At 69.3% G+C, this 26,657-nt stretch carries 28 protein-coding genes, 2 tRNA genes, 1 other RNA gene and 1 pseudogene; 21 read left to right on the forward strand and 11 right to left on the reverse strand.

Going from position 1 to position 26,657, the window contains the following annotated elements:
- The first annotated feature begins 3 nt into the window (after positions 1 to 3).
- The 3 genes from HNR30_RS16040 (at position 4) to HNR30_RS16050 (ending at position 1,044) form a co-directional block, all read left to right on the forward strand.
- Positions 4 to 483, forward strand: a complete 480-nt coding sequence (locus HNR30_RS16040) for a tRNA adenosine deaminase-associated protein (protein WP_181610643.1) — start codon at positions 4 to 6, stop codon at positions 481 to 483.
- A gap of 26 nt (positions 484 to 509) precedes the next feature.
- Entirely contained in the window at positions 510 to 944 is a 435-nt protein-coding gene (tadA, locus tag HNR30_RS16045; protein WP_181611119.1) for a tRNA adenosine(34) deaminase TadA, read from the forward strand.
- Positions 945 to 954: 10 nt separating this feature from the next.
- A tRNA-Ser gene (locus HNR30_RS16050) sits at positions 955 to 1,044 on the forward strand.
- Between the two features lie 46 nt (positions 1,045 to 1,090).
- On the opposite strand, the gene HNR30_RS16055 is transcribed toward HNR30_RS16050, so the two are convergent.
- Genes HNR30_RS16055 through ypfJ (HNR30_RS16065) form a run of 3 tightly spaced genes read right to left on the reverse strand, consistent with a single transcriptional unit; the run spans position 1,091 to position 3,187 of the window.
- Positions 1,091 to 1,384, reverse strand: a complete 294-nt coding sequence (locus tag HNR30_RS16055) for a type II toxin-antitoxin system VapB family antitoxin (RefSeq protein WP_181610644.1) — start codon at positions 1,382 to 1,384, stop codon at positions 1,091 to 1,093.
- A gap of 27 nt (positions 1,385 to 1,411) precedes the next feature.
- A complete protein-coding gene (ypfJ, locus tag HNR30_RS16060; protein ID WP_181610645.1) occupies positions 1,412 to 2,239 on the reverse strand; it encodes a KPN_02809 family neutral zinc metallopeptidase in 828 nt (275 codons plus the stop codon).
- 15 nt (positions 2,240 to 2,254) lie between these two features.
- Positions 2,255 to 3,187 (reverse strand): KPN_02809 family neutral zinc metallopeptidase, encoded by a 933-nt coding sequence (gene ypfJ / locus HNR30_RS16065; RefSeq protein ID WP_181610646.1) that lies wholly within the window; start codon positions 3,185 to 3,187, stop codon positions 2,255 to 2,257.
- Positions 3,188 to 3,258: 71 nt separating this feature from the next.
- On the opposite strand from ypfJ (HNR30_RS16065), the gene HNR30_RS16070 reads away from it, so the two are divergent.
- The 3 genes from HNR30_RS16070 (at position 3,259) to HNR30_RS16080 (ending at position 6,383) form a co-directional block, all read left to right on the forward strand.
- The gene (locus tag HNR30_RS16070) at positions 3,259 to 3,882 is read left to right on the forward strand and encodes a LysE family translocator (protein WP_246378602.1); all 624 of its coding nucleotides are present in this window, start codon (positions 3,259 to 3,261) and stop codon (positions 3,880 to 3,882) included.
- Positions 3,883 to 3,931: 49 nt separating this feature from the next.
- Positions 3,932 to 5,797 carry a S41 family peptidase gene (locus tag HNR30_RS16075; protein WP_181610648.1) on the forward strand — a complete coding sequence of 622 codons (1,866 nt, stop codon included), beginning with the start codon at positions 3,932 to 3,934 and terminating at the stop codon, positions 5,795 to 5,797.
- 178 nt (positions 5,798 to 5,975) lie between these two features.
- Positions 5,976 to 6,383 carry a hypothetical protein gene (locus HNR30_RS16080; protein WP_181610649.1) on the forward strand — a complete coding sequence of 136 codons (408 nt, stop codon included), beginning with the start codon at positions 5,976 to 5,978 and terminating at the stop codon, positions 6,381 to 6,383.
- A gap of 7 nt (positions 6,384 to 6,390) precedes the next feature.
- Here HNR30_RS16080 and kilB read toward each other — a convergent pair whose 3' ends face one another.
- Positions 6,391 to 6,918: a plasmid transfer protein KilB gene (gene kilB, locus HNR30_RS16085; protein WP_181610650.1), complete on the reverse strand. Its 528-nt coding sequence runs from the start codon at positions 6,916 to 6,918 to the stop codon at positions 6,391 to 6,393.
- Between the two features lie 100 nt (positions 6,919 to 7,018).
- Positions 7,019 to 7,106, reverse strand: a tRNA-Ser gene (locus HNR30_RS16090).
- A gap of 83 nt (positions 7,107 to 7,189) precedes the next feature.
- On the opposite strand from HNR30_RS16090, the gene ffs reads away from it, so the two are divergent.
- Positions 7,190 to 7,285: signal recognition particle sRNA small type (ffs, locus tag HNR30_RS16095), an RNA gene on the forward strand.
- 28 nt (positions 7,286 to 7,313) lie between these two features.
- Positions 7,314 to 9,122 (forward strand): annotated as a pseudogene (locus HNR30_RS16100) (DNA polymerase III subunit gamma and tau); the annotation flags it as partial.
- A 1,020-nt stretch (positions 9,123 to 10,142) separates the two neighbouring features.
- Here the strand turns inward: HNR30_RS16100 and HNR30_RS16105 are convergent.
- Positions 10,143 to 11,567 (reverse strand): GAF domain-containing protein, encoded by a 1,425-nt coding sequence (locus HNR30_RS16105; RefSeq protein WP_181610651.1) that lies wholly within the window; start codon positions 11,565 to 11,567, stop codon positions 10,143 to 10,145.
- A 326-nt stretch (positions 11,568 to 11,893) separates the two neighbouring features.
- On the opposite strand from HNR30_RS16105, the gene HNR30_RS16110 reads away from it, so the two are divergent.
- From HNR30_RS16110 to HNR30_RS16130, 5 genes are all read left to right on the forward strand, one after another.
- On the forward strand, positions 11,894 to 12,244 hold the full coding sequence (locus HNR30_RS16110; RefSeq protein WP_181611120.1) for a YbaB/EbfC family nucleoid-associated protein: 351 nt from the start codon (positions 11,894 to 11,896) through the stop codon (positions 12,242 to 12,244).
- Positions 12,245 to 12,247: 3 nt separating this feature from the next.
- Positions 12,248 to 12,847, forward strand: coding sequence for a recombination mediator RecR (recR, locus tag HNR30_RS16115; RefSeq protein ID WP_181610652.1), 600 nt, complete (start codon positions 12,248 to 12,250; stop codon positions 12,845 to 12,847).
- The gene (locus HNR30_RS16120) at positions 12,840 to 13,370 is read left to right on the forward strand and encodes a DUF5063 domain-containing protein (RefSeq protein ID WP_181610653.1); all 531 of its coding nucleotides are present in this window, start codon (positions 12,840 to 12,842) and stop codon (positions 13,368 to 13,370) included. Before recR ends, HNR30_RS16120 begins: the two co-directional genes overlap by 8 nt.
- Positions 13,371 to 13,442: 72 nt before the next feature.
- Positions 13,443 to 14,717 carry an aspartate kinase gene (locus HNR30_RS16125; protein WP_181610654.1) on the forward strand — a complete coding sequence of 425 codons (1,275 nt, stop codon included), beginning with the start codon at positions 13,443 to 13,445 and terminating at the stop codon, positions 14,715 to 14,717.
- On the forward strand, positions 14,714 to 15,775 hold the full coding sequence (locus HNR30_RS16130) for an aspartate-semialdehyde dehydrogenase (protein WP_181610655.1): 1,062 nt from the start codon (positions 14,714 to 14,716) through the stop codon (positions 15,773 to 15,775). The genes HNR30_RS16125 and HNR30_RS16130 overlap by 4 nt, the downstream gene beginning before the upstream one ends.
- Positions 15,776 to 15,824: 49 nt before the next feature.
- On the opposite strand, the gene HNR30_RS16135 is transcribed toward HNR30_RS16130, so the two are convergent.
- Positions 15,825 to 16,412: a hypothetical protein gene (locus HNR30_RS16135; protein ID WP_181610656.1), complete on the reverse strand. Its 588-nt coding sequence runs from the start codon at positions 16,410 to 16,412 to the stop codon at positions 15,825 to 15,827.
- Between the two features lie 170 nt (positions 16,413 to 16,582).
- Here HNR30_RS16135 and HNR30_RS16140 point away from each other — a divergent pair, with 170 nt between their 5' ends.
- The 4 genes from HNR30_RS16140 (at position 16,583) to HNR30_RS16155 (ending at position 20,463) form a co-directional block, all read left to right on the forward strand.
- Positions 16,583 to 17,239 (forward strand): TetR family transcriptional regulator, encoded by a 657-nt coding sequence (locus HNR30_RS16140; protein ID WP_312894441.1) that lies wholly within the window; start codon positions 16,583 to 16,585, stop codon positions 17,237 to 17,239.
- 470 nt (positions 17,240 to 17,709) lie between these two features.
- Complete coding sequence (locus HNR30_RS16145; RefSeq protein WP_246378604.1) at positions 17,710 to 18,645, forward strand: LLM class F420-dependent oxidoreductase; 936 nt, start codon at positions 17,710 to 17,712, stop codon at positions 18,643 to 18,645.
- 17 nt (positions 18,646 to 18,662) lie between these two features.
- A complete protein-coding gene (locus tag HNR30_RS16150; RefSeq protein ID WP_181610659.1) occupies positions 18,663 to 20,078 on the forward strand; it encodes an amidase in 1,416 nt (471 codons plus the stop codon).
- A gap of 52 nt (positions 20,079 to 20,130) precedes the next feature.
- On the forward strand, positions 20,131 to 20,463 hold the full coding sequence (locus HNR30_RS16155; RefSeq protein ID WP_181610660.1) for a YkvA family protein: 333 nt from the start codon (positions 20,131 to 20,133) through the stop codon (positions 20,461 to 20,463).
- Here HNR30_RS16155 and HNR30_RS16160 read toward each other — a convergent pair.
- The 3 genes from HNR30_RS16160 to HNR30_RS16170 form a co-directional block, all read right to left on the reverse strand.
- The gene (locus tag HNR30_RS16160; RefSeq protein ID WP_181610661.1) at positions 20,444 to 21,640 is read right to left on the reverse strand and encodes an amidohydrolase family protein; all 1,197 of its coding nucleotides are present in this window, start codon (positions 21,638 to 21,640) and stop codon (positions 20,444 to 20,446) included. The genes HNR30_RS16155 and HNR30_RS16160 overlap by 20 nt on opposite strands.
- A gap of 141 nt (positions 21,641 to 21,781) precedes the next feature.
- On the reverse strand, positions 21,782 to 22,507 hold the full coding sequence (locus tag HNR30_RS16165) for a tyrosine-protein phosphatase (RefSeq protein WP_181610662.1): 726 nt from the start codon (positions 22,505 to 22,507) through the stop codon (positions 21,782 to 21,784).
- Positions 22,504 to 23,253: an SURF1 family cytochrome oxidase biogenesis protein gene (locus tag HNR30_RS16170; RefSeq protein ID WP_181610663.1), complete on the reverse strand. Its 750-nt coding sequence runs from the start codon at positions 23,251 to 23,253 to the stop codon at positions 22,504 to 22,506. The genes HNR30_RS16165 and HNR30_RS16170 overlap by 4 nt, the downstream gene beginning before the upstream one ends.
- A 119-nt stretch (positions 23,254 to 23,372) precedes the next feature.
- Between HNR30_RS16170 and HNR30_RS16175 the strand changes: the two genes are divergently transcribed.
- On the forward strand, positions 23,373 to 24,020 hold the full coding sequence (locus HNR30_RS16175; RefSeq protein ID WP_181610664.1) for a VC0807 family protein: 648 nt from the start codon (positions 23,373 to 23,375) through the stop codon (positions 24,018 to 24,020).
- Here the strand turns inward: HNR30_RS16175 and HNR30_RS16180 are convergent.
- The gene (locus tag HNR30_RS16180) at positions 23,994 to 24,461 is read right to left on the reverse strand and encodes a winged helix-turn-helix transcriptional regulator (protein ID WP_181610665.1); all 468 of its coding nucleotides are present in this window, start codon (positions 24,459 to 24,461) and stop codon (positions 23,994 to 23,996) included. The genes HNR30_RS16175 and HNR30_RS16180 overlap by 27 nt on opposite strands.
- A gap of 59 nt (positions 24,462 to 24,520) precedes the next feature.
- Between HNR30_RS16180 and HNR30_RS16185 the strand changes: the two genes are divergently transcribed.
- From HNR30_RS16185 to HNR30_RS16195, 3 genes are read left to right on the forward strand one after another with little or no spacing between them, the layout of a single operon-like run.
- Positions 24,521 to 24,994, forward strand: a complete 474-nt coding sequence (locus HNR30_RS16185) for a GNAT family N-acetyltransferase (RefSeq protein ID WP_181610666.1) — start codon at positions 24,521 to 24,523, stop codon at positions 24,992 to 24,994.
- Positions 24,995 to 25,019: 25 nt separating this feature from the next.
- Positions 25,020 to 25,610: a TetR/AcrR family transcriptional regulator gene (locus tag HNR30_RS16190; RefSeq protein ID WP_181610667.1), complete on the forward strand. Its 591-nt coding sequence runs from the start codon at positions 25,020 to 25,022 to the stop codon at positions 25,608 to 25,610.
- A 33-nt stretch (positions 25,611 to 25,643) separates the two neighbouring features.
- Positions 25,644 to 26,585: an NAD(P)-dependent oxidoreductase gene (locus HNR30_RS16195; protein WP_181610668.1), complete on the forward strand. Its 942-nt coding sequence runs from the start codon at positions 25,644 to 25,646 to the stop codon at positions 26,583 to 26,585.
- The last annotated feature ends 72 nt before the right edge of the window (positions 26,586 to 26,657 follow it).

Here is a 26,657-nt window from a genome sequence, read left to right on the forward strand (position 1 = left end):
GCCATGCCCTCCAGCGCTGTCTTCGCCGCCGCGTTCGTCCGCACCTCCGACGGCTGGTCGGGCGCGGAGGTGGACCTCGGCGGCGCCGAGATCGTCGATGATCTCGGCGACGCCGTGAGCGAGGCCCTGAGACTGTCAGGCGACGAACTGGCCCTGCTGTGCGTCGAGGTCGAGGACGAATGGTTCGCCATCGCCCGCTACACCGGCGCGGACGAAGCCAGGGTCTTCCTGTCCGACGGCAACGCGGTCGGCCCCGACCCGCTGGGCGAGCTGTTCGCCGAGTTCGCCGGGGTGGTGCCCGACAAGGAATCGACCGAGCTCGGCGTGCGCCCCTCCGGCGACATCGACCTGCTCGGCGACCTCGGCATGAGCCCCGAGGAGCTGCTGGAGCTGGCCATGGAGGAGGGCACGCTGCCCGCCGACATCCTGTCGGTCATCGCCGAGAAGCTCGGCTTCGCCGACGAGCTCGACAGGCTGCGGTGACCTCGCTCGACCGTTTCGAGGAGCCGATGCGCCAGGCCCTGGCCCAGGCGCGTCTCGCCGCCGGCCGCGGCGAGATCCCCATCGGCGCCGTGGTCGTCTCCGGCGAGGGCGTCATCGGGGCCGCGGGCAACGACCGCGAGGCCTCCCACGACCCCACCGGCCACGCCGAGATCCTCGCCCTGCGCCAGGCCGCCCTGGCCCGGCGAAGCTGGCGCCTGACCGGCTGCACGCTGATCGTCACGCTGGAGCCGTGCACCATGTGCGCGGGGGCCGCGGTGCAGTCGCGGGTCGACAGGATCGTGTACGGCGCGCAGGACCTCAAGGGCGGCGCCGTGGGCTCGTTGTGGGACGTGGTCAGGGACCGCAGGCTCAACCATCGGCCCGAGGTGATCGCCGGGATTCTGGAAGAGGAGTGTTCTGTGATCCTCAAGGAGTTCTTCGCACTGCGCAGGATCCGGTAAGCTTCTCTGCGGTGGTGTCGCCTAGTGGCCGATGGCGCGCGCCTCGAAAGCGCGTAAGGGGGCAACTCCTTCGAGAGTTCAAATCTCTCCACCACCGCCATACGAAAAGGGCCCCTGACCTCGGTCAGGGGCCCTTCGTCGTTCCTTTACGGGATCTCCAGGACCCTGGCGTGCAGGATCGAGCGCTGGTGCAGGGCGGCACGCAGCGCCCGGTGCAGGCCGTCCTCCAGGTACAGCTCGCCCTTCCACTGCACGACATGCGGGAACAGGTCGCCGTAGAAGGTGGAGTCGGCGGCGAGTAGGGAATGCAGGTCGAGCATCGCCTTTGTGGTGACCAGCGAATCGAGTCGCACCTGCCGTGGCGGTATCTGCGCCCACTCCCGATGGGTGAGCCCGTGTTCGGGATAGGGGCGTCCGTCGCCGACCAACTTGAAAATCACCCCATCGAGTCTAGGAGAGATCCGCCCTCACTGCAGCTTGCCGGGATCGCACGCGTTCGGGTCGCCGCTGTCGTAGCCGGTCTGGAAGGCCGCGACCCGTTGCTTGGAGCTGCCGTGGGTGAACGACTCGGGATCGACCCTGCCCTGGGTGCGCTGCTGGATGCGGTCGTCGCCGACCGCCGCCGCGGCGTCCATCGCCTCGGCGATCTGCGTGGGGGTGAACTCCTTCTCGTAGAAGCCCGTCTTGACGGCCTGCTTGGTCCACACGCCGCCGTAGCAGTCGGCCTGCAGCTCCGTGCCGACCGAACTGCCGCCCTGCAGCTGGCCGGAGAGGTTCTGCACGTGGTGCCCGTACTCATGGGCGATGACGTAGGCCTGCGCGAACGGGCCGCCCTTCGCGCCGAACTGGCTCTGCAGCTGCTCGAAGAAGCTGAGGTCCAGATAGATCTGGCGGTCGTTGGGGCAGTAGAACGGGCCGACGGCCGAGGTGGCGTCGCCGCAGCCGGTCTGCACGCCGCCCTCGAAGAGCACGGTGTCGGCCTGCTCGTACCCCTGGAGAGTCTCGCCCCAGTAGGCCTGGATGCTGTTGACCACGCCGACGACCTCGCACTTGGGGTCCTGCTCGGCGTCGGCGCCGGTCTTGCAGCGGTCGGCCAGGTTGGAGGTGGGCTGCAGCCCTGGGGCCTCCTGCCCGCCGCCTCCTCCGAGGTTGCCGAGAACAAGTGCGACGACCAGGGCGATCAGGCCGGTGATGCCGCCGCCGATGGCTATGGGTCCGCCCCGGAAGCCGCCGCCGCCACGGCCGGCATCCTGGACCTGCGAGCTGTCAAGTTGCGCGTCGTCCCTGAAGTCCATGCATGGACAACTGCCCTAGATAGCGCCCGTGAACGTGTCGCAACGGCTTGGATCACCTGACTGGTAGCCGACGCTGAACCACTTCTCGCGCTGCGCGGAGGTGCCGTGGCTGAAGCTGTCGGGGACGACCATGCCCTGAGTGCGGCGCTGGATGCTGTCGTCGCCGACCGCGGCGGCCGCCTGGAGCGCCTCGTCGATGTCGGCCTGGGTGAAGGGCTCGGAGTAGAAGCCCGTCCTGACGGCGTTGTTGGCCCACACGCCGGCGTAGCAGTCGGCCTGCAGTTCCAGGCGCACCGCGGCGCTGTTGGCGCCCCGGCGGTCGTTGCCCACCCTGTTCATGGTGCCGAGCAGGTTCTGCACGTGGTGACCGTACTCATGGGCGATGACGTACGCCTGGGCGAACGGGCCGTTCTTCGCGCCGAACTGGCTCTGCAGCGTGTTGAAGAACGACAGGTCGAGGTAGACCTTCTGGTCGCCGGGACAGTAGAACGGTCCGACGTTGGAGTCGGCGGCGCCGCAGGCGGTGCGGACGGCGTTGGAGAACAGCACGGTCTTGGCCGGGGTGTACGTCGTGCGGCCCCGGGCGTCGATCGCCTGCTTCCAGTAGCTCTGGATGCTGTTGACGGTGCCGACGATGCGGCAGTCCTCCGACTGGTCGGCGTCGGCTCCCGTACGGCAGCGGTCGGCCAGGTTCCCGCCCGCCTGGCCGCCTTGCGCGCTGGGCTGCGGCGGCTGCTCCGGGCTGTCGGTGAAGGGGGTCGGCACCAGCTTGAACAGGAAGAGGGCTGCGACGGCCAGTACGAGCAGCAGGCAGCCTCCCTTGCCGCCGATGGGGATCGCGCAGCCGCCGGGCATGCCGCCGCCGCCACGCGGGCCGGGCCGGCCGCCGCTGGCCCTCACATCCTCGACCTGCGACGGATCGAGTTTGGCGTCGTCGTCGAACTGCATGTGGTGCGTCTGCCCGCCGTGAAGATTGGCTACTCTCTGTAATTCGTTACGCTTTTCCTATGTTGAGCGGCATGGCGGGTATTGCACTGGTTTCTCTGGGCATGGTGCTGACGCCCGGACCGAACATGATCTATCTGATCTCCCGCTCGATCACCCAGGGCCGCCGGGCAGGTCTGATCTCGCTGACCGGCGTGGTGCTCGGCTTCACCCTCTACCTGGCGGCCACCTGCCTCGGCATCACGGCGATCTTCGCGCTGGTCCCCGCGGCCTACACCGCGCTGAAGATCGCCGGAGCCTGCTACCTGGGCTGGATGGCCTGGCAGGCGCTCAAGCCCGGCGGCGGCTCGGTCTTCCAGCCCCGCGACCTGGAGCCCGCCTCCAACACCAGGCTGTTCTCCATGGGCCTGGTGACCTGCCTGCTCAACCCCAAGATCGCCATCCTCTACCTGTCACTGCTGCCGCAGTTCATCGACCCCGCGGGCAACGTGCTCGGGCAGAGCCTGGCGCTCGGATCCGTGCAGATCGTCGTCGCCACCACGGTCAACGGCCTGATCGCCCTGTCGGCGAGCACCCTGGCCGCCTTCTTCGCCGCCCGCCCCGCCTGGCTGCGCATCCAGCGCTACGCCATGGGCACCATCCTCGGCATGATGGCGATCCGCATGGCCACCGACCGCTCCAAGGCCGTCATGGCTTGAGTAGGGCTTACTCAGGCGCGTCCGCGCCCCCGGGCCGACACTCGGGAGCATGACTGCGGAAACCATCCCCACGCCCGTGGCGAAATCGGTCGCCCTGACGGACGCGCTGGCCAGGGTGGCCCTGCTCAGCGCCGACCAGAAACGCCTGATCGTACGGCAGGCGCTCCTCGTGCTGGAGCAGCACTACGTCAACCTCCCGCTCAAGGTGGCGCGCTACGGGATCAACCCGGTGCAGCGCCTGCGCCTGCTGCTCACCCGGCTGGAACGCTCGGAGGACATCTCGGAATGGGAGCTGCACTCCGAGCTCATCGAGATCTTCAACTCCGTCCGCGACCTGCACACCCGCTACGCGCTGCCCGGCGTGTTCGAGGGCGACGTGGCCGTGCTGCCCTTCACCGTCAAGGCCTTCGCCGACGGCGAGCGGCGCCGCTACCTGGTCGCGCCCGAGAAGGAGGGCGCGCCGCCTGTGCTCACCGGAGCCTTCCGCCCGGGCGCCGAGATCATCCGGTGGAACGGGGTGCCCATGGCGCGTGCCGTACAGCAGCTGGCCGACCGGCTGCCCGGCGCCAATCCGGCCGCCCGGCACGCGCGGGCCGTCGAGAAGATGACCACCAGGGCGCTGGCCTTCACCGGGCCGCCCGACGAGGAGCAGATCCTCATCGACTTCGTCTCCCCCGACGGGCAGGCGGGTACGGCACGCACGACGTGGTCCGTGCCCACCGACCTGATCCTGCTGCTGCAGAGCCTCAGCAACGACACCAGCCTGGCCATCGACCAGGAGGCGATGCTGGAGTCGCGGGCCAGGACCCTGCTGTTCGCGCCGCACGTACTGGACCAGCAGGCGGCAGGCGAGCCGGTCAGGGCCGCGCCCGGCAACCTCCCCGTCAGACCCGAGGTGGCCACGGCCTTCGAGGCGAGAGTCATGGGCGAGTTCGGCTACATCAGGATCAGGGAGTTCCTTTCGGCCGACCGCTCCGTCGAGACCTTCGTCAACGAGTTCATCAAGCTGCTCCGCCAGATGCCGCCCGGCGGCGTCGTGATCGACGTGCGGGGCAACCGCGGCGGCAACATCCTCATGGCCGAGCTGAGCCTCCAGGCGCTGACCGCGCGGCGCATCGAGCCCATGCCGGCGCAGTTCCTCAGCACGCCGCTGAACCTGCGCATCTGCCGCAACCAGCGCTCCATGGAGCCCTGGCTGCGCTCCATGGAGCAGGCCATGGAGACAGGGGCGCCCTTCTCCGCGGGCATCCCGTTCACGCCCGCCGGCCGGCTCGCCCGGGTGCCGCAGAGCCACTTCGGGCCGAGCGTGCTGGTGACCGACGCGCGCTGCTACTCCTCGGGCGACGTGTTCGCCGCCGGGTACCAGGACCACAGGATCGGCGACGTGCTCGGCGTCGACGACACCACCGGGGCCGGAGGCGCCAACGTGTGGGAGTTCCCGCTGCTCATGCAGCTCGCCAGCGGCGACGGCGACTTCCCCTACCGCCCGCTCCCCGAAGGCGTCGGCCTGCGCGTGGCGATCAGACGGCTGCTGCGCGTCGGGCCCAACGCCGGGGTGAGCGTCGAGGACTTCGGCGTGCGCTCGGAGACCATCCACCCGGTCACGCGTGACGACATCATGCACGGCGACAAGGACCTGCTCGCGGCGGCCTTCGCGCTGCTGCGCGAGGGAGAGCGGCGGGAGTTCGAGGTGTCGCTCGACCCGGTGCGGGTGCGCGGCGTCAACATCGACAGGGCCGACTTCGTCACCGACGGCCGGCCACGCGCCTCGGTGGACCTGGACGGCGACGCGGTCGAGGTGACGGTGCCGGGGCTGTCCCAGGCCCGCGTGGTCAGGGTCGAGGGATACGCGCGCGGGGAGCTGGTGGCGGTGCGGCTCTTCCGCGACGGCGAGCCGGTGACGGTTTTCGAGTGACGGCGTGAACGCGGGGGTAGGCGTTCCAGCGCTCGCTCACCGCGTCCCCGTAGTCGCCTGGCCCCTTGAAGTCCGCCATGACCTCGCTTACCTGTGCCATCCCCGAAGCCTAGGAGCCGATCAAGAGACAGACAGAACGCCTTAAGTCACCTACCATGCCGCCATGTCTGGACAAGCCGTGATCCTGGTGGCGATTCTGCTCCTCGCCAGCGTGTTGGCCGTCATGATGTGGCGGCGGCGTAACCGGGTGACGGTCCGCGTGGAGATCCCGCTGTTCATGCCGGTCGAGATCCAGGCGGAAGCGCACGATCTCATCGAGGCGGGAGAGTTCGACCAAGCGGTCATCCTGATTCGCAAGGCCGGCCAGGTCAGCCGGTTCGAGGCGTGGCAGACCGCCAGCGCTTTGCGAGACGGCTTCGTGGGGTCGGACTTCCCTGCCCGCTGGCCGGAGGACCTCGCGGAGCCTGTGGGGCGATTCCTCGACGAAGGGCGCCGGAAAGCGGCGGTCTTCCTGGTGCGCGTCGAGAAGGGAATGGACGCGGAGCGGGCGGAGCAGTTCGTGTCCGCCATCGAGTCGGCTCGCTAGGAGCTCCCTACGACTGCCCACCGCGCTCTGGCAGCTCGGCGGTTCTCGGCTTGGTCAGCCGGTTCTCCCAGGCGACCTCGGACTTGGCCGCGGCGACGAATGCCTCGACAGCCGTACGGACATCGTCCCCGCACGCAACCAGCGTTCGCATGTCCTTACTGTCGTGCATGTCCGCTACGCGAGCCATGGCGCTCTCGGCGAGTTCCGTGACTTCAGGAGCGTCGGCGACGAGGCGGACCCGGTAGAGCGCCTGCCAGGCGACCACGCGGATTCTCTGGGACGTGGACCTGGCTTCGGCGTATTCCGCGCTGTCCTTGCCGTCGAAGCCACGTATCGCCCGGTTGTACTGGGCGGATCTGAGCTCAAGGATGGTGCCGGCGAATCCGCTGTAGACGCCCATACGTTCTTCCCTGAGCCGCGCGGAGATCGTGAACTCCTCGGCGCGTGCAGTGGACCGCCTCTGAAAGATGTACGTCACGAGGGACCCTAAGAGGGTCCCCACGATCGCGATCACTCCAGCGATGATGGCTTCCATGGGGATCAGTGGATCACAGCTTCGAGCCCGCGCACCCGCCGCTTCGAGGGCGCAAAAGCGAGAGGGCTCATGCCGTTGATCTGGCATGAGCCCTCTGAGCTGGCGGAGGATAGGGGATTTGAACCCCTGATAGGTTGCCCTATACACGCTTTCCAAGCGTGCGCCCTCGGCCACTAGGCGAATCCTCCGTCGACGAGCTTACCGGACTCGGAACGTTGAAGAGACCACGATTTCGCGGGAGCGAGCACTGCCGTACGGGGCTAGACTGTCCAAGGACCCCTCGCGCGGCGTCATCCTGTGAACCTCCCCAGGGCCGGAAGGCAGCAAGGATAAGCGGGCTCTGGCGGGTGTGCGGGGGGTCTCTTCGTTGAGCCCCTCGCAGGCGGGATGGTCGCATGAGCCTTGCGCTTTACCGCAAATACCGGCCCGGGACGTTCGCCGAGGTCAAGGGACAGGAGCACGTCACAGATCCGCTGCGGCAGGCACTGCGGACGGGACGTATCAACCACGCTTACCTGTTCTCCGGCCCGCGGGGGTGCGGCAAGACCTCGAGTGCCCGAATTCTGGCGAGAAGTCTCAACTGCGAGAAGGGGCCGACTCCGGAGCCCTGCGGTGAGTGCGAGTCCTGTGTCGCGCTGGCCGCCACGGGGCCGGGACACCTCGACGTCATCGAGATCGACGCCGCCTCGCACGGTGGTGTCGACGACGCCCGTGACCTGAGGGAGCGGGCCTTCTTCGCGCCGGTGTCGGCGCGCTTCAAGATCTACATCATCGACGAGGCGCACATGGTGACCCGCGAGGGTTTCAACGCGCTGCTCAAGCTCGTCGAAGAACCGCCGCCGCACCTGAAGTTCATCTTCGCGACGACCGAGCCGGAAAAGGTCATCGGCACGATCAAGTCGCGCACCCACCACTATCCCTTCCGGTTGATGCCGCCCGCGACGCTGCGGGCGCTCCTGGAGGAGATCCTCCTCTCCGAGAACGTGCCCTTCGAGCCGACCGCGCTGCCGCTGGTCGTGCGGGCCGGTGCCGGGTCGGCGCGTGACTCGCTGTCGATCCTGGACCAGCTGCTGGCCGGGGCCGACGACGCGGGCATCACCTACGCTCGCGCGGTCTCGTTGCTGGGGTACACCGATGGGGATCTGCTCGATGAGATCGTCAACGCGTTCGCCGCGCGTGACGGGTCGGCGGTTTTCCAGGCGGTCAACCGGGTCATCGACGGCGGGCACGATCCGCGCCGGTTCGCCACCGACCTGCTGGAGCGCTTCCGCGACCTGGTGATCTTGGCGAACGTGCCCGAGGCGGCCGGCAGCGGTCTGCTCGATCGGCCAGGGGACGAGCTGGAGAGGCTGGTGCAGCAGGCCGCCGCGATGGGGCCAGCCGAGCTCACCCGGGCGGCGGAGTTGTTCAACGCGGGCCTGACCGAGATGCGGGGGGCCACCTCGCCGCGGTTGTTGCTCGAGCTGATGTGCGCCCGGGTGCTGCTGCCGGGGGCCGGGCAGGGGGAGGCCTCGCTGCTGGCGCGGTTGGAGCGGCTGGAGCGGGGCGGGGTCGTCGCGCAGATGGCCGCGCGCGCGCCGCAGGCCGCCGCCGCACCGCAGACTGCCACGCCTGCTCCTGTCGCCGCTGCACCGTCCGCCGCCCCGTCTGCCGTCGCGGCCTCGCCGGCTGCGGCCGCTCCGCAGGGTGCCGGTGCTCCGCAGGCGGGCGGTGCTCCGCAGGTGGCCGGTGCTCCGCAGGGTGGTCCGCAGGCCGCCGCTGCGCCTGTGCAGGCCTCTACTTCGCAAGCCGCCGCTCCGGCGGTCGGTGGCGGTACGGCAGGCGGGACGAGTTCGGCGGCTGCCCAGGGCGGGGGCGATTGGCCGGAGGCGGCCAAGCCCGGTGCTCCTGTCGCGCATGCCGCGGCTCCGGCTCCCGCGCCGTCCACGGGTGGAGGCGGGAGTTCGGTCGTCTACCAGCAGTGGCCGGCCATCCTCGACCGGATGAAGGTCGAGCAGCGCGTCGCGTGGATGATCGTGAGCAACCAGGCCACGCTCATGGGCGTCGAGGGCAACCTCGTCACCCTTGGCTTCGACAAGCCAGGCGACATGAAGGGCTTCCTGACCGGCAAGCGTGATGCCGCCGTGGCCGACGCGATCGGCAAGGTCGTGGGTGGTGACTGGCGGGTCGAGGCGGTTGTGGGCGGGTCGCCTTCGCCTGGACGTGGCGGTGGTCGGGCGCCCGGCGGTGGTCAGGGGCCTGGCGGGGGCGAGTCCGGAGGCACGGGACAGGGCGGCGGCGGCTCGCACGGCGGGCATGCGGGTCCTGGCCAGGATGGTCCGGGTGCTGCAGGTCCTAGTCAGGACGCGGCCGGTGCTCTCGGTGGGAGCGGCGCTCAGGGGGGTGCCGCGAGCTCTGGTGACTCCGGTACGGCAGGCGGCGGGCACGGTGGCTCCTCGTCGCAGGCGATGGGAAGCGCTGGGGGAGCAGCCGGCCAGGCGGGCGGCGCGGGGGCGCATGGAGCAGGTGGCGGTGCAGGCCAGACCCCCGGTGCAGGCCAGACCCCCGGTGCGGGCCAGACCCCCGGTGCAGGCCAGGCGCTCAGTGCGGGCCACGCGGCCGGTGCGGGCCAGGTGCTCAGTGCTGGCCACGCGGTCGGCGACGGTCAGACTCTCGGTGGAGGCCAGTTCGATGGCCCAGGTCAGGCAGCCGGTGGAGGACAGATCGGTGGCCCGGGTCAGACACCCGGTGCACGTCAGGCCGGTGGCCCAGGTCAGGCACCCGGCGCAGCTCAGGCGCCCGGCGGGAGCCAACCGGCCAGTGGCGGCCAGGGGGCGGCCGGTGGTGGCGGGCAGGTAGCGGGCGGTGGTGCCGGGCGGGCGGTTCAGACGACGGACGAGTCCTGGCCCGACGCGCCCGACGACCCGATCCCCGCGCCCCCGTCCCCTTCGCCCACGGGCCTGTCCGCCGCGCGGTCGGCGGCCAAGGCGGCGGCTCAGGCGGCCGCGCAGGCGGGACCGCGAGCTCCGGCGCCCAGGCACGGTGGCAGCGCGGGCTGGCCCGACGCGGTTCCCGGCAAGGGGCCGGAGTCCGATGACGTGGATCCGCTCAACGACGCCGACGCCGATGTCGACGCGACGGGGGGCATGGCGCTGCTGCAGCGCGAGCTCGGAGCTCAGGTGATCGGGGAGATCGACCACACCTGAGCAGGCGTGAGGGCCCTGGGGTTCCAGCCGCCCAGCGGTTCAGTCGCCCACGCTGAGCCGTAGGTGGGCCGCCAGGGCGCGGGGGTCTCCCGGCGGAAGCACCGTGACGAGCTGCTCCAGCACCTCGTAGTCGCCCCGCCCGTTCGCCGTCTGCGCGTAGGCCCACAAATCGTCTGGCGTGCCGTACCGAAGCATGCACGTCCGCACCTGCACCTCCAGCTCGTCCCGCTCCCGCCGCAGCGTCGGTGACTCCGAGCGCGGCAGCAGCGGCCCGCCGTACACCTTGGCGGCGCCGGCGTGGTCGCTCTCGGCGAGCAGTTGCCTGACGGTGAGGAAGTCGGCCTGCACGCTGGTGGTCAGGCGGTACGGCTTGGCGGCGATGGTGCTGCCGAGCTGGGCGCGCAGCCGGTGGATCTCGGCGCGGATGGTGACGGGGTTGCCGTCGTCGCCGTACAGGTGGAACGACAGCTGCTCGGCGGTCAGCCCGTGGGGGTGGAGTGCGAGCAGGGCGAGGATCTCGGCGTGTCGCAGCGAGAGGGCCAGGTTGCGGTCGCCGAGGTAGACGCTGGGCGTGCCGTCGCCGAGGAGGTTGAGGCGCACGGGCTGGCGTTCGCCCTCGGCGGCGGAGGTGTGCAGGAGGAAGCCGCCGTGGAAGGGCTCCAGCATGCCGATGCGGCCGTCGGGGAGCGTGGTGAAGCCGGACGGGTCGGTGACGGGGATGCGCGGGCCGAGGCTGCCGGTGGAGTCGCCGGCGATGACGCGGCCGGTCGCGGTGATCAGGATTCCTGTGCGGTGCCGCAGGGCGTCGTGGTGGGCGCGCAGGCGGTGGTCGCGCTCGTGCATGCGTACGGCGAGCTGGCTCTCGGCGAGCCTGCCGACGGTTTCGACGAGGGCGACGGTGGCCGGGTGGAGCGTTTCGCTGGTGCCGCTGACGTCGATGCAGCCGAGCACCTCGTCGGTGTCGGGGTCGATGATGGGCGCCCCGCTGCACGACCAGACGTGCAGGGCGCGCATGATGTGCTCTTCCGAGTAGACGTGGACCGGTCTGCGGGTGGCGAGCGCGGTGCCGATGCCGTTGGTGCCGACGGAGCCCTCGGCCCAGATGTGGCCGTCGCTGAGGCCGACGCGGTCGGCGGCGCGTTTGGTGGCCGAGTGGCCCTCGCGCCACAGGATCCGGCCGTCGGCGTCGGTGACGATGAGGATGTGGGCGCTCTCGTCGGCCATGCGCTTGAGCGTGTTGATGATCATAGGCGTCAACGGGTCGAGCGGGTGCTCGCGGCGGATGTCGCGGATCGCTCCGTGGTCGTAGACGAGAGGTGCGGCGGTGATGTCGACGTCGATGCCGGCGCTGAAGGAGCGGCCCCATGACTCGCAGATCTCCTTGCGTGCGCCGGAGGACCACTGCCCGGCTTCGCGTGCCTCGCGCAGCCGACGTGAGTACCTGTCCAGCTCGGCGTTACCCATCGGCCACTCCAAGTAGTCACCACCGCAAGACGAGCATCACTCGTACGGCACGCGCGCGCAACCGATTCGGGGATTGCGGGGGGTGATTGATTGAGTGCAACGTGTGCGCAACGTTGACCTGGCTACGTTCTGCTGTGGGCGCGTCGGCATGGTGCGGCCGCTCCGGCCGACGCTTTGGCCGGGTTCCGGACGCTGGAGGGGGGCCGGGACCCGGCCAAACAACAAGCCCGCTTTCAGACACATCGATGCCGCAGTGCATGGCGGCGTCCAAACACCGTAGGCTCGTGGCAGTTGGAGCTATCACCAGCCACGAGGAGCGCACACCGGTGAACCCAGGGGATGTCAACCTGCAGCAGCTGCTGGAACAGGCCGCGGTCATGCAGCAGCAGCTCGTGAACGCCCAGCAGGAGCTCAACGACGCGCAGATCGAGGGCTCTTCGGGTGGCGGGCTGGTGAAGGCCGTGGTCAACGGCTCCGGCGAGCTGCTCGAGCTGAAGATCGATCCGAGTGTCGTCGACGCCTCGGACCCTCAGGAGACCGCCGACACGATCTCCGATCTCGTCATCGCCGCCATCCGCGACGCCGTTCGCGCCGCCGCCGACCTGCAGCAGGAGAAGCTCGGTCCGCTCGCCCAAGGTCTGGGCGGCGGCCTCGGCGGACAGCTGCCGGGGTTCTAGACGATGTACGAGGGGGTCGTCCAGAACCTGATCGACGAGCTCGGCATGCTGCCGGGCGTCGGTCCCAAGAGCGCGCAACGCATCGCGTTCCACCTGCTGGCGGCCGATCCCGCTGACGTCAAGCGGCTGGCGCACGCGCTGCTGGAGGTCAAGGAGAAGGTCCGCTTCTGCCGGATCTGCGGCAACGTCGCCTCCGAGGAGGAGTGCCGCATCTGCCGCGACCAGCGGCGCGACACGCACGTGATCTGCGTCGTGGAGGAGCCCAAGGACGTCGTCGCGATCGAGAAGACGCGCGAGTTCCGCGGCACCTACCACGTGCTGGGCGGCGCGATCAGCCCGATCGACGGCGTCGGCCCCGATGACCTGCGCATTCGCGAGCTCATGGTTCGTCTGGCCGACGGAAGGGTAACCGAGCTGATCATTGCGACGGACCCCAACCTGGAAGGCGAAGCGACGGCCACCTACCTGGCCCGTCTCATCAAACCTATGGGCATCAAAGTGACACGGTTGGCCAGTGGACTGCCGGTGGGCGGCGACCTCGAATACGCTGACGAGGTCACGCTGGGTCGAGCGTTCGAAGGACGGAGGCTGCTGGATGTCTGACCATTGGAGCGCTCTCGCAGAGGAGACCGCGGGACACGCACAGGACTTCGTCGACGGCCTGACCCGGGTGGCCTGCGGCGAGGGCGGCGACGCCATCTGGTCGCTGCTGCTGGTCGAGGTCGCGCAGGTCAGCCTGGCCGGTGCGAAACTGGGCGCCAGCAAGGACGTCATCCTGTCGGGCAACCACGAGCCGGCGATCGGCGAGGACCCCGACCTCGACGGGGTGCGCACCGCCCTGACCGAGCGCCTGGGCGCGGTCGACGACTACGCCGAGGTGTTCGACCCGTACAAGGACACGAGCGTCACGCCGTACCGCCTGTCCGACGACCTGACGGCGGTGGCCGCCGACCTGATCCACGGGCTGCGCCACTTCCGCGCCGGACGGCCGCACGAGGCCCTGTGGTGGTGGCAGTACTCCTACTTCAACACGTGGGGCAACCACGCGGGCGCGGCCATGCGAGCGCTGCAGGCGCTGGCCGCCCACACCCGGCTTGACGTGGCGGAAGAGGCCTTGTCCACATAGTGGTCGCGACCAGCGGGCTCATCAGACGTCCCCGGTAGACTGGCCCCTCACAGTCCAAACCGGGAGACTCTCGTGGCGCTCGTTGTGCAAAAGTACGGTGGTTCGTCCGTCGCCGACGCGTCCTGCATCAAGCGGGTCGCGCAGCGGATCGTCGCGACGAAAAAAGCCGGCAACGACGTCGTCGTGATCGTCTCCGCGATGGGCGACACGACGGACGAACTCCTCGACCTGGCCGAGCAGGTCTCGCCGCTGCCCCCGGGCCGCGAGCTCGACATGCTGCTGACCGCCGGCGAGCGCATCTCCATGGCGCTGCTGGCGATGGCCATCGCCAACCTGGGCAGTGAGGCGCGCTCCTTCACCGGCTCGCAGGCCGGTGTCATCACCACGTCCACGCACGGCAAGGCGCGCATCATCGATGTGACGCCGAGCCGTATCCAGGAGGCCCTGGCCGAGGGCCAGATCGCGATCGTGGCCGGCTTCCAGGGTGTCTCGCAGGACACCAAGGACATCACCACCCTCGGCCGCGGTGGCTCCGACACCACGGCCGTGGCTCTCGCCGCCGCGCTCAGCGCCGACGTCTGCGAGATCTACACCGACGTCGACGGCATCTTCACCGCCGACCCCCGCGTCGTGCCGCTGGCCCAGAAGGTCGACAAGATCTCCTACGAGGAGATGCTCGAGCTCGCGGCGAGCGGTTCCAAGATCCTCCACCTGCGGTGCGTCGAGTACGCCCGTCGTTTCAACCTGCCGATTCATGTCCGCTCCTCCTTCTCCGCGAAGGAGGGCACCTGGGTCGTGTCCAACCCTTACAGCGAAGGAACCGAGATGGAGCAGCCGATCATCTCCGGCGTCGCGCACGACAGGAGCGAGGCCAAAATCACCGTTGTCGGCGTGCCCGACAAGGTCGGCGAGGCTGCCACGATCTTCAAAACGCTGGCTGACGCCGAAGTCAACATCGACATGATCGTGCAGAACGTCTCGGCCGCAGCCACGGGCCGCACCGACATCTCCTTCACGCTTCCCGCCACGGACAGCCAGACCGCGCTGTCCGTGCTGAAGAAGATTCAGCAGCAGGTCGGCTTCGAGTCGCTGCAGTACGACGACCAGATCGGCAAGATCTCGCTGATCGGCGCGGGCATGCGCTCGCACCCGGGCGTCACGGCGACGTTCTTCGCGGCTCTCGCCAACGCGGGGGTCAACATCGAGATGATCTCCACCTCGGAGATCCGCATCTCGGTCATCGTGGGTCAGGGCGACGTGGACACCGCCGTGCAGGCGGCCCACAAGGCCTTCGACCTCGACGCGGACCAGGTTGAAGCAGTGGTGTACGGAGGTACTGGAAGATGAGCCGCAAGCCCACCCTCGCTCTCGTAGGTGCGACCGGTGCCGTCGGCACCGTGATGCGCGAGCTCGTCTCGACGCGCGACGACATCTGGGGCGAGATCCGTCTCGTCGCCTCGGCCCGTAGCGCCGGCAAGCTGCTCCAGGTGCGCGGCGAGGACGTGGTCGTCCAGGCCCTGACCCCCGAGGTCTTCGACGGCGTCGACATCGCCATCTTCGACGTCCCCGACGAGGTGTCGGCCGAGTGGGTGCCGATCGCCGCCTCCCGCGGCCCGATCGTCATCGACAAGTCGGGCACCTTCCGCATGGACCCCGACGTGCCGCTGGTCGTGCCCGAGGTGAACCCGCGCGACGCGTTCAACCGCCCGCGCAACATCATCTCCACACCCAACTGCACCACCCTGTCGATGATGGCCGGCATCGGGGCGCTGCACGCCGAGTTCACCCTCAAGGAGCTCGTCGTCGCCTCCTACCAGGCCGTCTCCGGCGCCGGGGTGGCCGGTCCCGCCCGGCTCTACGACGAGATCGAGGCGCTGGCGGGCGACCGCACCGTGGGCTCCACGGTCGGCGACGTGCGCAAGGCGCTGGCGAACAAGCTCTCCGACGACTCGCCGTTCCCCGCGCCGATCGCGTTCAACGTGATCCCGTGGGCGGGCTCCTACAAGGAGGGCGGCTGGGCCTCCGAGGAGCTCAAGCTGCGCAACGAGTCGCGCAAGATCCTGGGCATCCCCGATCTGAAGGTCTCGGCGACCTGTGTGCGGGTGCCGGTCGTGACCACGCACTCCCTGGCGGTTCACGCCCGCTTCGAGCGCGAGATCACCGTGGCCGACGCCCACCGCATCCTGGAGGCCGCGCCGACCGTGGTGCTGGTCGACGACCCGCAGAACGGCGTCTGGCCGACGCCGATCGACGTGGTGGGCACCGACCCGACCTACATCGGTCGCATCCGCCAGGCGGTCGACTTCCCGAACACGCTCGACTTGTTCGTGTGCGGTGACAACCTGCGCAAGGGCGCGGCGCTCAACGCCGCCGAGATCGCCGAACTGGTGGCCTCGGAGCTCTGAGGCCAGCTCCACGAAACCCGGCACCCCGATGGGGGCGCCGGGTTTTCGGTTATTTGAAGAGAATGTCCCAATGGTCAAACTCATCCGCGAAAACGGTTCCGCCGGGGGCGCGATAGAGAGTCGACCCGTCGGGTCGCATTCCGCTCTTCGGATAGTTCTTTGTGATATAGCGATCAATGCAGGCGTTGTGGAGAATGTCCAGCTTGTATCCCCGGGCGTGGCTGAAAAAGCCAGGCGCGTGTCCCGCCTCGGTTCCCCCCGTCACCATGATGGGGCACCCGCTGACGCGCTTGAGCGCGATCACGTCGTGAATGGTCTCCGACCGCACGTCCTCCAGCGAGGTGCACACATGCACCCGCCGGTCGATGCAGTGTCCCGAGGACTTCCAGCGCAGCCCGGCCGTGGTCAGGGCGTCGACGGCGCGGCGGTGGGACACGCGCGTCGGACGGGCGGGGCGCAGGCGATCGGTGGGCGTCGCGGCCCTGGGCGCCGACTCCGTGTACCAGCGTGCCGTTTGCAGCACGCCGTCGAATTCGTAGGTGCGAACAATGGGCGATGGTGCATGCCGTACCGGATCCTTCACCGATGAGGTGGTTGTTGCCGAAGCGGCGCTGGCCATCGCATTGATGGAAATCACAATGCCAAGCGTCGCGACTCCAAAGAGTCGTATCCACATATTAATGCCTTCTCGCGGACAAGCCCTTCCGCCAGAATGATCAATGCCACTGATGAATCCCGCTCATCCCTCCCGGATGTGGATCTTTGCCGGGTGATGCCGATCTGATGACCTTGGGTAGGCTGAATGGCGTGTCCCAACCCCGAGGGAACAGCCGTGAGGTTATCGTCGAGACGGCGTTGCGCCTGTTCAGGGAGCGTGGTTACGAGGCGACCACGATGCGGGCGATCGCCGCGGAGGCCGGAGTCTCCGTGGGCAACGCCTACTACTACTTCGCCTCCAAGGAAGCTCTCATCCAGGCGTACTACGACCGCGCCCAGGCGGCGCACGAAGAGGCCTGCCGCGAGCTGCTGGCGACCGAGACGGCCTTCGCGGCCCGGCTGAGCGGGGTGCTGAAGGCCTGGGTGCAGGTGTCGGAGCCCTACCACGCCTTCGCGGTGAAGTTCTTCAAGCACGCGGCCGAGCCCGACAACCCTCTCAGCCCGTTCAGCAGGGAGTCGTCGCCCGTGCGCGAGGCGGCGATCTCCATCTACCGGCGGGTGGTGGAGGGCTCCAAGGGCCGCATGGACCCCGACCTGCGCGCGGAGCTGCCCGAACTGCTCTGGCTGATGTCGATGGGGATCGTACTGTTCTGGGTCCACGACAACTCGCCCGGTTGCGAGCGCACCCACCGGCTCATCGACGTCTCGGTCGCGATGGTCGACCGGCTAGTGGGCTTGTCCCATCTGCCGGGACTGAGGGGGATCACCAGAGACTTCCTCGCGGCGATTCACGAGCTACGCGAATAGGCCGATTTCCCTCGGTGGTCACGGTGGCTTACCGGGCTCGCGTACGCGGCGGTGATTCTGATCATCCAGGCGATGGAGCACCCGTACTCGGGGGTGGAGGCGGTGCGGCCCGAGGCGTCGAGGTGCGGCCGCTGCCCAGGACGGCGACGGTGGCCATGGAGACTCGCCGGGGGCCTGCGCACCTGGGTGGCGCTCTGGGGGGCGCTGTGGTGGCCGGAGTCGCCGGAGTGGGCGCCGGAGATCCCAGGAACCCTCCGAAGGTGCCGTTCGGGCCTCCAGCGCCCTGATCGGAGCCCTGAGGGCCTCCGGAGCCTCTGGTGGGCACAGCCACCGGCGAGCAGTACGCGCAGTCCTCCTCGACGGACACGCACGGCTCGGGCGATCCCGCGGCCGCCATGGCGCAAACCTACATACCGATTGGTATGGTGCTGGCATCCACCGAAGGAGGTCGGGCAACGATGGCCTGGGGTATGACGATTCCCTTCTACGATCGCTCGCTGGCGGGGTCCAAGGAGTTGATCGCCGAGCTGCCCGCTCTCGGCTACACCGACGCCTGGTCGGCCGAGGTCAACGGCGTCGACGGCTTCACCCCGCTGGCGCTGGCCGCGGAATGGGCGCCGGAGCTGCGACTGGGCAGCGCCATCGTGCCGGTCTCGACGCGGGGGCCCGGTCTGCTGGCCATGTCGGCCGCCACGCTCGCCGACCTGGCTCCCGGCCGCTTCGTGCTGGGCATCGGCGCCTCCAGCCCGGCCATCGTGGAGCAGTGGAACGCCGGCGAGTTCGTCAAGCCGTACGCCCGCACCCGCGACACCCTGCGCTTCCTGAAGAAGGCACTGCGGGGCGAGAAGGTCTCCGAGACCTACGAGACCTTCGCCGTCAAGGGCTTCAAGCTGGAGCGCGCGCCGAAGACCCCGCCGAAGATCGTGCTGGCCGCGCTGCGCCCGCGCATGCTGCACCTGGCGGCCGAGGAGGCCGACGGGGCGATCACCAACTGGCTCTCGCCCGAGGACGTGCCCAAGGTCAGGGAGGAGATCGCTCCCGACACCGAGCTGATCGCCCGCCTGTTCGTGTGCGTCAGCGAGGACACCGAGAAGGTGCGCGAGATGGCGCGCTGGATGCTCACGACCTACCTCAACGTGCCGGTCTACGCCGAGTTCCACCGCTGGCTGGGCCGCGGCGAGATCCTCAAGCCGATGTTCGACGCGTGGGCGGCCGGAGACCGTCAGGGGGCGCTCAAGGCGCTGCCCGACGAGGTCGTGGACGAACTGGTGGTGCACGGAGACGCCCAGACGTGCAAGGCTCGAATCCAGAAATATGTGGATCAAGGATTGAACACCCCGGTTCTCGCGCTGATCCCCGGCGGCGAGGTCCCGATCGCCCAGGCCGTACGCGACCTGGCTCCCTAACGCGCAAGGAGGCACGTGTGGAGGAGTTGCTGCGCCAGGACGCCACGGCCCAGGCCAGGGCCGTACGGCAGGGCCAGGTGTCGCCGCGGGAGTTGGCCGAGGCGGCGATCGCGAAGATCGAGCAGCACGACGGCGAGATCAACGCCGTCATCCACCAGAGGTTCGAGCGGGCGCTGCGGGAAGCCGACGCGGCGCCCGAGGGCACTCCCTTCCGCGGGGTGCCCATCCTTCTGAAGGACCTGGGCTGGCCGCAGCGGGGCGAGCCGTACAACGCGGGCTCCCGCACCCTCGACGGCGTCGGCATCCCGGCCGACGGCTACGGGGTGACCAGGCTCCGTGAGGCGGGTTTCGTGATCCTGGGCCGCACCAACACGCCCGAGTTCGGCACCACGATCACCACCGAGCCGTCCGCGTTCGGCCCGACGCGCAACCCGTACGACACGGCCTACTCCGCGGGCGGCTCCAGCGGGGGATCGGCCGCGGCGGTGGCGGCGGGCATGGTGGCGATCGCGACGGCCAGCGACGGCGGCGGCTCCATCCGCATCCCGGCGAGCATGTGCGGCCTGGTGGGGCTCAAGCCCACGAGGGGGCGCTGCAGCTTCGGGCCCGGAGGCGGGGAGGGCTGGGGCGGCTTCTCCGTCTCGGGCTTCGTCACCAGGACCGTGCGCGACACGGCTGCCGGGCTCGACCTGGTCTCCGGTTACGAGCCCGGTGATCCGTACGCCGCGCCGGCGTTGCCGCGCCCGCTGGTGCAGGAGGTCGGGGCCGATCCCGGCAGGCTGCGGATCGGGTTCGTGGCCGTGCACCCGCGCGGCGACGTGCCGGAGGAGCCGGAGCTGGTCACCGCCGTGACCGGCGCGGCGGCGCTGCTGGAGAGCCTGGGCCACGAGGTGGCGCAGGCGCATCCCGATGCGCTGGCCGATCAGGACTTCCGGCTGATCTTCGGCGACATCGTCTCCAACAACGTGGCGGCGGAGGTGGAGAGCGTCGGGCGCTGGCGCGGTAAGCCTGTCGACCTGGCCGAGCTGGAGCCGCGCAACCGCGCCATGGCCGAGGCGGGGCGCCGTCACAGCGCGGTCGACCAGGTGCTGGCCACCCAGTGGATCGACGGGTTCCGCCGGCGCATGGCGGTGTGGTGGGACGACTTCGACCTGCTGCTTGCTCCTTCGCTCGGCATCGCCCCCTTCGAGCTGGGGTGGATCCCGCGCGACGACCTGAGCACCTCCTTCGGGCGTACGGCGATGGCGGTGAGCTTCACCTCGATCTTCAACGCGACCGGGCAGCCGTCGATCTCGCTGCCGCTGCACACGACGCGTGCGGGCCTGCCCGTGGGCGTGCAACTGGTGGCCGCGATGGGCCGCGAGGACCTTCTTGTCCGCGTCGCCTCCCAGGTGGAGCAGGCCAAACCCTTCGAGCATCCCGCGATGCGTTAGGGAACCCGGCTCCTGGGGCATTGCGTTATGTCGTGAGGGAGGTGCTCACGACATGGCGAAGGCATTACGGGCGTACAAGGCCTACCGCGACGTGACACGACCGGGCACACCAGGATTGGGTGCCCGGTTACGCGCGATTCCGCGCATGCTGAAAGCGGCCACGAGCGGCCGTTATCCCGGACTGGGCAAGCGCAGGCTGGCCATGCTGGCGGTCGGCGTGGTCTACCTGGTCTCGCCCATCGACCTGGTGCCGGAGGCGGCGTTACTGGCCTTCGGCGTCGTCGACGACTTCGGGATGTTCATGTGGATGATGAGCACGCTGCTCGGTCAGGGCGGCGAGTTCGTCGAATGGGAGAAAGAGCAGCTCAGATCGTCTCGTTCCTGAGCCAGGCGCGCGAGGGCAGAGGATGGCCGAAGAGGCGGGCGGCGTTGCCGTAGGCCACTCTGGCCAGGTCGACAGGGGGCAGTTGCCCGAGGTTGCGGGCGACTGCCTTCTGCGTGTCGGGCCACGTCGAGTCGGAGTGCGGGTAACCGCTCTCCTGGAGCACGTGGTCGAGCCCGACGGCCAGCCGTACGCCCGACAGCGCGTGGTCGTCGAGCGTGCCGAAGAAGAAGTTGCGCCGCAGCACCTCGCTGGGCTTGAGCCCGCCCTCCCAGGAGGCCTCGCCGGCCACCGGGTGGTCGAGGGCGTAGTCGGCGCGCTCGGCCAGCATCGGCACCCAGCCGACGCCGCCCTCGACGATGAGGATGCGAAGGTTGGGGAAGCGCAGCGGGATGCCGGACCACAACCAGTCGGCGCAGGCGAACATCGCGCTGGCCGGCATGAGCGTGGTGATCGCCTCGATGGGGGTGTCGGGCGAGGGCACGGGTGACCACGACGAGGCGCCGGTGTGCAGGCAGACGACGGTGCCGGTCTCTTCGCAGGCGGCGAAGAACGGGTCCCAGTGGCCGCTGTGGATCGAGGGCAGGCGCAGCCGGGTGGGGAACTCGGGGAAGACCACGGCCTTGAAGCCGCGGGCGGAGTTGTCCTTGATCTCCTTGGCGGCGATCTCGGGGTCGGGCAGCCACGGCAGCTGCAGGCCGATCATGCGTTCGGGATAGGTGCCGGCCCAGACGTCGATGTGCCAGTCGTTCCACGCCTTGACCAGGGCCAGGCCCAGCTCCTGGTCACGGGTCTTGGCGAAGGGCATGCCCGACTGGCCGGCGAGCATGCCGGGAAAGCACAGGGCCGCCCAGATGCCGGCCAGGTCCATGTCGGAGACGCGGGCCTCGATGTCGTAGCAGCCGGGGCGCATGTGCTCGAAGCGGATGGGTTCGAGGTTCCACTGCTCGCGTGGAAGCCCCGAGCCGACGTCGATCGCGGCCGCGGGATAGGTGGCTCCGCCGTAGCGCCAGACCTGGTGACCGGCTTCGGTCTCGACGACCTTCGGCGCGGCGTCCGCGTACTTGGCGGGCAGCCTGCCCTCGAACAGATCCGGGGGCTCGATCAGGTGATCGTCTGCAGAAATGATCACATAGTCGCGCCGCCTCTGCTCAGGGTCGGGGAGGAGCGCCGTAGTCACGCAGGTAACCGTACGACGTGCCTGAGGCGTCGAACAAGCGGACCCGGGATCGCAGGAGGGGGAAAGGGGCCTGCGATCCCGGTCCGGAAGGCCCGCCGGAATGAGGAGGATGCTGCTCGCGGCGGACCGTCGGCGGACCAACTACCCCTCCGTGAGGGAAATTCTCAGCTTTTCGACAGCATCTGCGGAAAGTCCGGCGACTTCCGTGCAATAGCCCGCAACGGATCCGTGCCGCTCCGCCAGCGCCGCCAGGAAGAAGCGCATCGCGTCGGCGGGGGCCTGCCCGAAACCCGGCCACATGGTCACGTACGGCGTGCGGGCCAGGTGGTCGGCGATGAAGTGCTCGGTGGCAAGGCCGGTGAGCGCGTAGTCGGCGATGATGTCCTCGTCGGAGACGCCGGCCAGACTCAGCGCGAGAGCGGTGACGATGCCGGTGCGGTCCTTGCCCGCCGCGCAGTGCACCACGACGGGGCCGTCGTCGGCGATGGCCTCCAGCGCCAGGCGGATGTTGTCGGCGCGGTCCTCGGTGCATTCGAGGTAGCGGTCGGAGAAGAAGCGGGCGATGCTCGAACCCGGCTCGTATCTCTCGTGGGCGTTCCAGCGGCGCCCCTCGATCGGCAGGTTGAGATAGCGCAGGCCCTCGGTCTCCGGCGCCCTGCCGCTCTTGTCGACCTCGAAGTCGTGGCGCAGGTCGATGACGGTGCGGATCTTCAAGGCGTGGAAGGCCTCGAGGTCGGCTCCCGTCAGGAAGCCCAGGTTGTCGGCCCGGTAGAGGCGCTGCCACTTGATCGTGCGACCGTCATAGGCGGCATATCCGCCGGCGTCGCGAAAGTTGCGAAGATTTGCGAAGGAAAGGTGGCGGATCACGACGCCACACTAGCCGCCTTACGATCGTTGACCTCGCGCCGGATCAGCAGCAGCCATCCGCCGATCGCGACCCCGATGAACAGCCACCACTGCACGCCGTACGCGAAGTTGAGCCCGCCACCCGCGCCGACCTCCGGCGCGGGCACCGGCTCGGGCGCCGCCTGCGCCTGCGGGTCCTGCGCGATCAGCTCGACGTAGCCGCCGGAGATCCCGTACGGCAGGCGCTTGCTCAGCGCCTCGGAGTTGATCAGGAGGATCTGCCCCTGCGGCAGCCCCTCCCGGTCCTTGATGCCGGTGGTCTCCTCGGTCTCGCTGAGCCGTAGCCTTCCGGTGACAGTTACCTGACCAGCGGACGGCACGGGCACGTCGGGCGGGGTCTCGGCGGTCGCCGCGGCCTTGACCCAGCCCCGGTTGACCAGCACCGCCTGGCCGCCCGCCGTGACCAGGGGTGTCACCACGTAGAAGCCCGGCCTGCCGTTCTGGGAGCGCCGCCGTACGACGAGCTCGTGGGCGGCGTCGAAGGTGCCCGTCGCCGTGACGGTGCGGAACTTGTTCGCCTCGCCGACCTCGACCTGCTCGAAGGGCACCGGCGCGGCCCCCAGGTTGCCGGTGATCAGCTCGCTGCTGGCAGATCGCTCCTCGAACCGGCCGAACTGCCAGTTGCCGAGGAAGACGAAGGCCGGGATGACCAGCAGCACCACGATGTGGAGTATCACCCAGCGGGGGGTCAGCAGGAACCGGTACACGCCATCAAGGTTAGGCACCGGGTGCACCGGTCGAACCATCGGGCAGAACGCGGGACGTGGGCTGCGGCGATCGCGTACGGTCGAAAGCCTCCCGACCCCCTCTGGAGTAGCAAGCCCTCATGTCAGTGCTCGAAGCGCCGCCCGTGGCGGCGTCGTTCACCATGCCCTCGCTGCCCACCCTGCTCCGGCATGCCCTTCCCCGGGCGATCGAGTCGATGTTCATGCCGGTCATCGCCTTCTGGGCCGGCTTCTTCCTCGCGGGTCTGGCCGGTGGGCTGGTCACGGGGTTGATGTGGGTCTACGGGTGCGCGGCCTGGCGTCTGGCCAGGCGTACGGCGCTGCCCGGCATGGTGATCCTGGCGGTCGTGGCGATCACCGCGCGCACGGCGTTCTCGCTGGCGGCCGACAGCGCGGTCCTGTACTTCCTGCCGCCCCTGGCCGGGGTGTTCTGCGTGAGCCTGGTCTTCCTGGCCACCGCGCCGACCCGTCGTCCGCTGGCCAGGAGGGTGGCGTGCGACCTGGTGCCGATGCCCGAGGGGGTGCAGGAGCACCCGGCGATGCGCAGGTTCTTCAGGCGCCACTCGGTGATGTGGGGATGCGTTCAGCTGGCCAATGCCTCGCTGAGCCTTTGGCTGCTGCTCAGCCAGCCGGTGGAGGGTTTCCTGCTCGTGCGCACCTGCGCGGTGGCGGTGTTGTTGTCGTGCGCGGGCCTGGTGTCGTTGCTGGGCTTCCGCCGGGCGCTACGCGCTCTGCAGCTTCGCCCCTGACCCCGGCACGGGCGTGACCTCGCGGGGGCCGCTCAGGTCGTGGCCTTGTGAGCACCGGAAGTGCTGGTGGATCGGGGCGCCGCAGTCGCGGTGGGTGAGCACGACGGGCGGTCCCTCCGGGTCGGCCATGTACTTGTCGCCCCAGTGCATGAGCGCGACCAGCAGGGGATAGAGCTCGCGGCCCTTCTCGGTGAGGCGGTACTCATAGCGCTGGCGCTGGCCGGGCTCGCGGTAGGGGACCTTGCGCAGCAGGCCCTCGTCGACCAGGCGGGCCAGTCTGGCGCTGAGCACCTGGCGCGGCGCGCCGGTCATGGTCTGCATGTCGGCGAAGCGGCGCACGCCGCTGAAGGCCTCTCGCAGCACCAGGAAGGTCCACTTCTCGCCGACGATCTCCAGGGTGCGCTCGATGGAGCAGTTGTCCACGCGGAAGGCCACGTTCATCTCCACATCATATCTGAGTTCAGTTGACAGACTCAGCCTTGCTGGAGGAGTCTGGGTCTATGAACGGAACCCAGATCCGCCCGATCCGCCCCGAGGACGAGGCGGCGTTCACCCGGTTCCTCACGGGGTTATCGCTGCAGACCCAGGTCATGCGCTTCTTTACCGGACTGGGCAGACCGTCGCCCACCCTGGTGCATCACCTGATGAAGGAGGCGTTGATCGCTGTCAGGGAGGGGGAGATCGTCGGCCACGCGATGGCCTTCCCGGGTGGCACGCTCGGCGCGGACATCGAGATCGGGGTGGTCGTGGCCGACCAGTGGCAGGGCTTCGGCCTGGGCCCGAAGCTCATCGACGCGGTGCTGATGCGGGCCTGGCTGCGGGGGGCGCAGACGGTCGGCATGGACGTGCTCGGCGAGAACCGCCGGGTGCTCCGTATGATCCGCAGGACCTGGCCGGAGGCCCGGTTGCAGGTCTCTTCCGGATCGGTGGAGGTGGTCGCTATGATCAATGCGGCCGTTCTATTTGCAGAATAAGGTTCTGTTGGTACACCATTGAGCTGTGAAGACTGCAAAGAACGGACGCGATGGTCGCACTCGGATCATCGAGGGCGCCCTGCGCCGCTTCAGCCAGGATGGGGTCTCGGCCACGACGCTGGCCAGCCTGCGCGAGGAGAGCGGGGTCAGCGTCGGCAGCTTCTATCACCACTTCGCCAGCAAAGAACACGTCTTCGGCGTGCTCTACTCCGAGATCCTCGCCTCCTACCAGGAGGAGTTCCTGTCGGAGCTGGTCAGTCACGACAACGCCCGCTCGGGCATCGAGGCCATCCCCGCCTTCCACATGAAGTGGGCGGGCGAGCACCCCGAGCAGGCCCGGCTGCTGGTCAGCGAGCGCCCGCCGCGCAAGCACGAGCCTGGCGGCGCCGAGGTCTCCGAGGCCCGCCGCGCGTTCTTCCGCAAGGTCTCCGACTGGTGGAAGCCGTTCATGAAGACCGGCGAGCTCCAGCCCATCCACGCCACCATGTGCTACGTGTTGTGGCTCGGCCCCGCCCAGGAGATGTGCCGCCTGTGGTTCGCCGGAGCGCACACGCCGACCGACGAGGAGATCAGGAGCCTCGGCGAGGCCGCCTGGCAGAGCCTGCGCCAGCGATGATCGGCCACCCTCTGTGGTGTTATTGTCACGTTTGTGGGACGACCTCGTGCGCTGGTTCTGACCGCGCTACCGCAGGGCGCTCTGGCACGCCTCGGTGAGTATGCCGATGTCGTCCCGGCCGCCGACCGGCCCAGCCTGGGCTTCACCGACGAGCAACTCGCCGACCTGGTCATCGGGACCGGCGCCACGATCCTGATCACCGACGGCGACGTTGTGGGCAGATGCGTGTTGTCGCTCCCGCTCGACGTCGTCGCCTGCCTTGGCGCTCCGGTCAACATCGACCGGCAACTCGCCGCCGAGCGAGGGGTACCCGTGGTGCTGGCCGCCGACCACGACGTCAACGCCGTCGCCGAACTCACCCTGGCCCTGCTGTTCGCGGTCAGCCGGCGCATCGTCGTCGCCGACCGCGAGGTACGGCGGGGCAGGCTCTACCGGGGCAAGGTGCCGCCCAACCGCCGCTACCGGGGGACCCGGCTGGCCGGGCGCACCTTCGGGATCGTCGGGCTCGGCCGGGTCGGCAGGGCCGTTCGGTGGCGCTGCGAAGGGCTGGGCATGCGGGTCATCGCCTGCGACCCCTACGTCGCCGAGGCCACCCACACGCTGCCCGAGCTCCTCGCCGAAGCGGACGTCGTCTCGCTCCACGTGCCCGTGACCGGCGAGACCTGGGGATTCATCGGCGACACCGAACTCACCGCGATGAAGCCGGGCGCGGTCTACCTCAACACCTCGCGCGGATCCCTGCACGACCTGTCGGCGCTGGTCGACGCCCTGCGCTCGGGACATCTCGGCGGCGCCGGGCTCGACCACTTCGAAGGCGAGTGGCTCGACCCCAGGCACCCGCTCACCCGGCTGCCGAACGTCGTGCTCACACCCCGCCTGGGCGAGGCCACCGACGACAGCGAGGAAGAGCGTGCCGAGCGCATCGTCGAGGACATCATGGAGATGGTGGCCATGCCGGCGGCCGAACTCGCGTAGGCACACGCCAGCAGCCGGAGTCGAGCGAGATGTCGAGCCTCAGGTCGCGGCGCCTGCGCCGCAGCCCGGGCA

The organism is Nonomuraea soli, assembly GCF_013761175.1.
In the GTDB taxonomy this organism is placed as follows: domain Bacteria; phylum Actinomycetota; class Actinomycetes; order Streptosporangiales; family Streptosporangiaceae; genus Nonomuraea; species Nonomuraea soli.

Bases quoted from the DNA above. Each gene is read 5' to 3' on its own strand.
- HNR30_RS16040 (WP_181610643.1), top strand. From the start codon at position 4: ATGCCCTCCAGCGCTGTCTTCGCCGCCGCGTTCGTCCGCACCTCCGAC.
- tadA (WP_181611119.1), top strand. From the start codon at position 510: ATGCGCCAGGCCCTGGCCCAGGCGCGTCTCGCCGCCGGCCGCGGCGAG.
- ypfJ (WP_181610645.1), bottom strand. From the start codon at position 2,239: ATGGACTTCAGGGACGACGCGCAACTTGACAGCTCGCAGGTCCAGGAT.
- ypfJ (WP_181610646.1), bottom strand. From the start codon at position 3,187: ATGCAGTTCGACGACGACGCCAAACTCGATCCGTCGCAGGTCGAGGAT.
- HNR30_RS16070 (WP_246378602.1), top strand. From the start codon at position 3,259: ATGGCGGGTATTGCACTGGTTTCTCTGGGCATGGTGCTGACGCCCGGA.
- HNR30_RS16075 (WP_181610648.1), top strand. From the start codon at position 3,932: ATGACTGCGGAAACCATCCCCACGCCCGTGGCGAAATCGGTCGCCCTG.
- kilB (WP_181610650.1), bottom strand. From the start codon at position 6,918: ATGGAAGCCATCATCGCTGGAGTGATCGCGATCGTGGGGACCCTCTTA.
- HNR30_RS16105 (WP_181610651.1), bottom strand. From the start codon at position 11,567: ATGGGTAACGCCGAGCTGGACAGGTACTCACGTCGGCTGCGCGAGGCA.
- recR (WP_181610652.1), top strand. From the start codon at position 12,248: ATGTACGAGGGGGTCGTCCAGAACCTGATCGACGAGCTCGGCATGCTG.
- HNR30_RS16120 (WP_181610653.1), top strand. From the start codon at position 12,840: ATGTCTGACCATTGGAGCGCTCTCGCAGAGGAGACCGCGGGACACGCA.
- HNR30_RS16130 (WP_181610655.1), top strand. From the start codon at position 14,714: ATGAGCCGCAAGCCCACCCTCGCTCTCGTAGGTGCGACCGGTGCCGTC.
- HNR30_RS16145 (WP_246378604.1), top strand. From the start codon at position 17,710: ATGACGATTCCCTTCTACGATCGCTCGCTGGCGGGGTCCAAGGAGTTG.
- HNR30_RS16155 (WP_181610660.1), top strand. From the start codon at position 20,131: ATGGCGAAGGCATTACGGGCGTACAAGGCCTACCGCGACGTGACACGA.
- HNR30_RS16175 (WP_181610664.1), top strand. From the start codon at position 23,373: ATGTCAGTGCTCGAAGCGCCGCCCGTGGCGGCGTCGTTCACCATGCCC.
- HNR30_RS16180 (WP_181610665.1), bottom strand. From the start codon at position 24,461: ATGAACGTGGCCTTCCGCGTGGACAACTGCTCCATCGAGCGCACCCTG.
- HNR30_RS16185 (WP_181610666.1), top strand. From the start codon at position 24,521: ATGAACGGAACCCAGATCCGCCCGATCCGCCCCGAGGACGAGGCGGCG.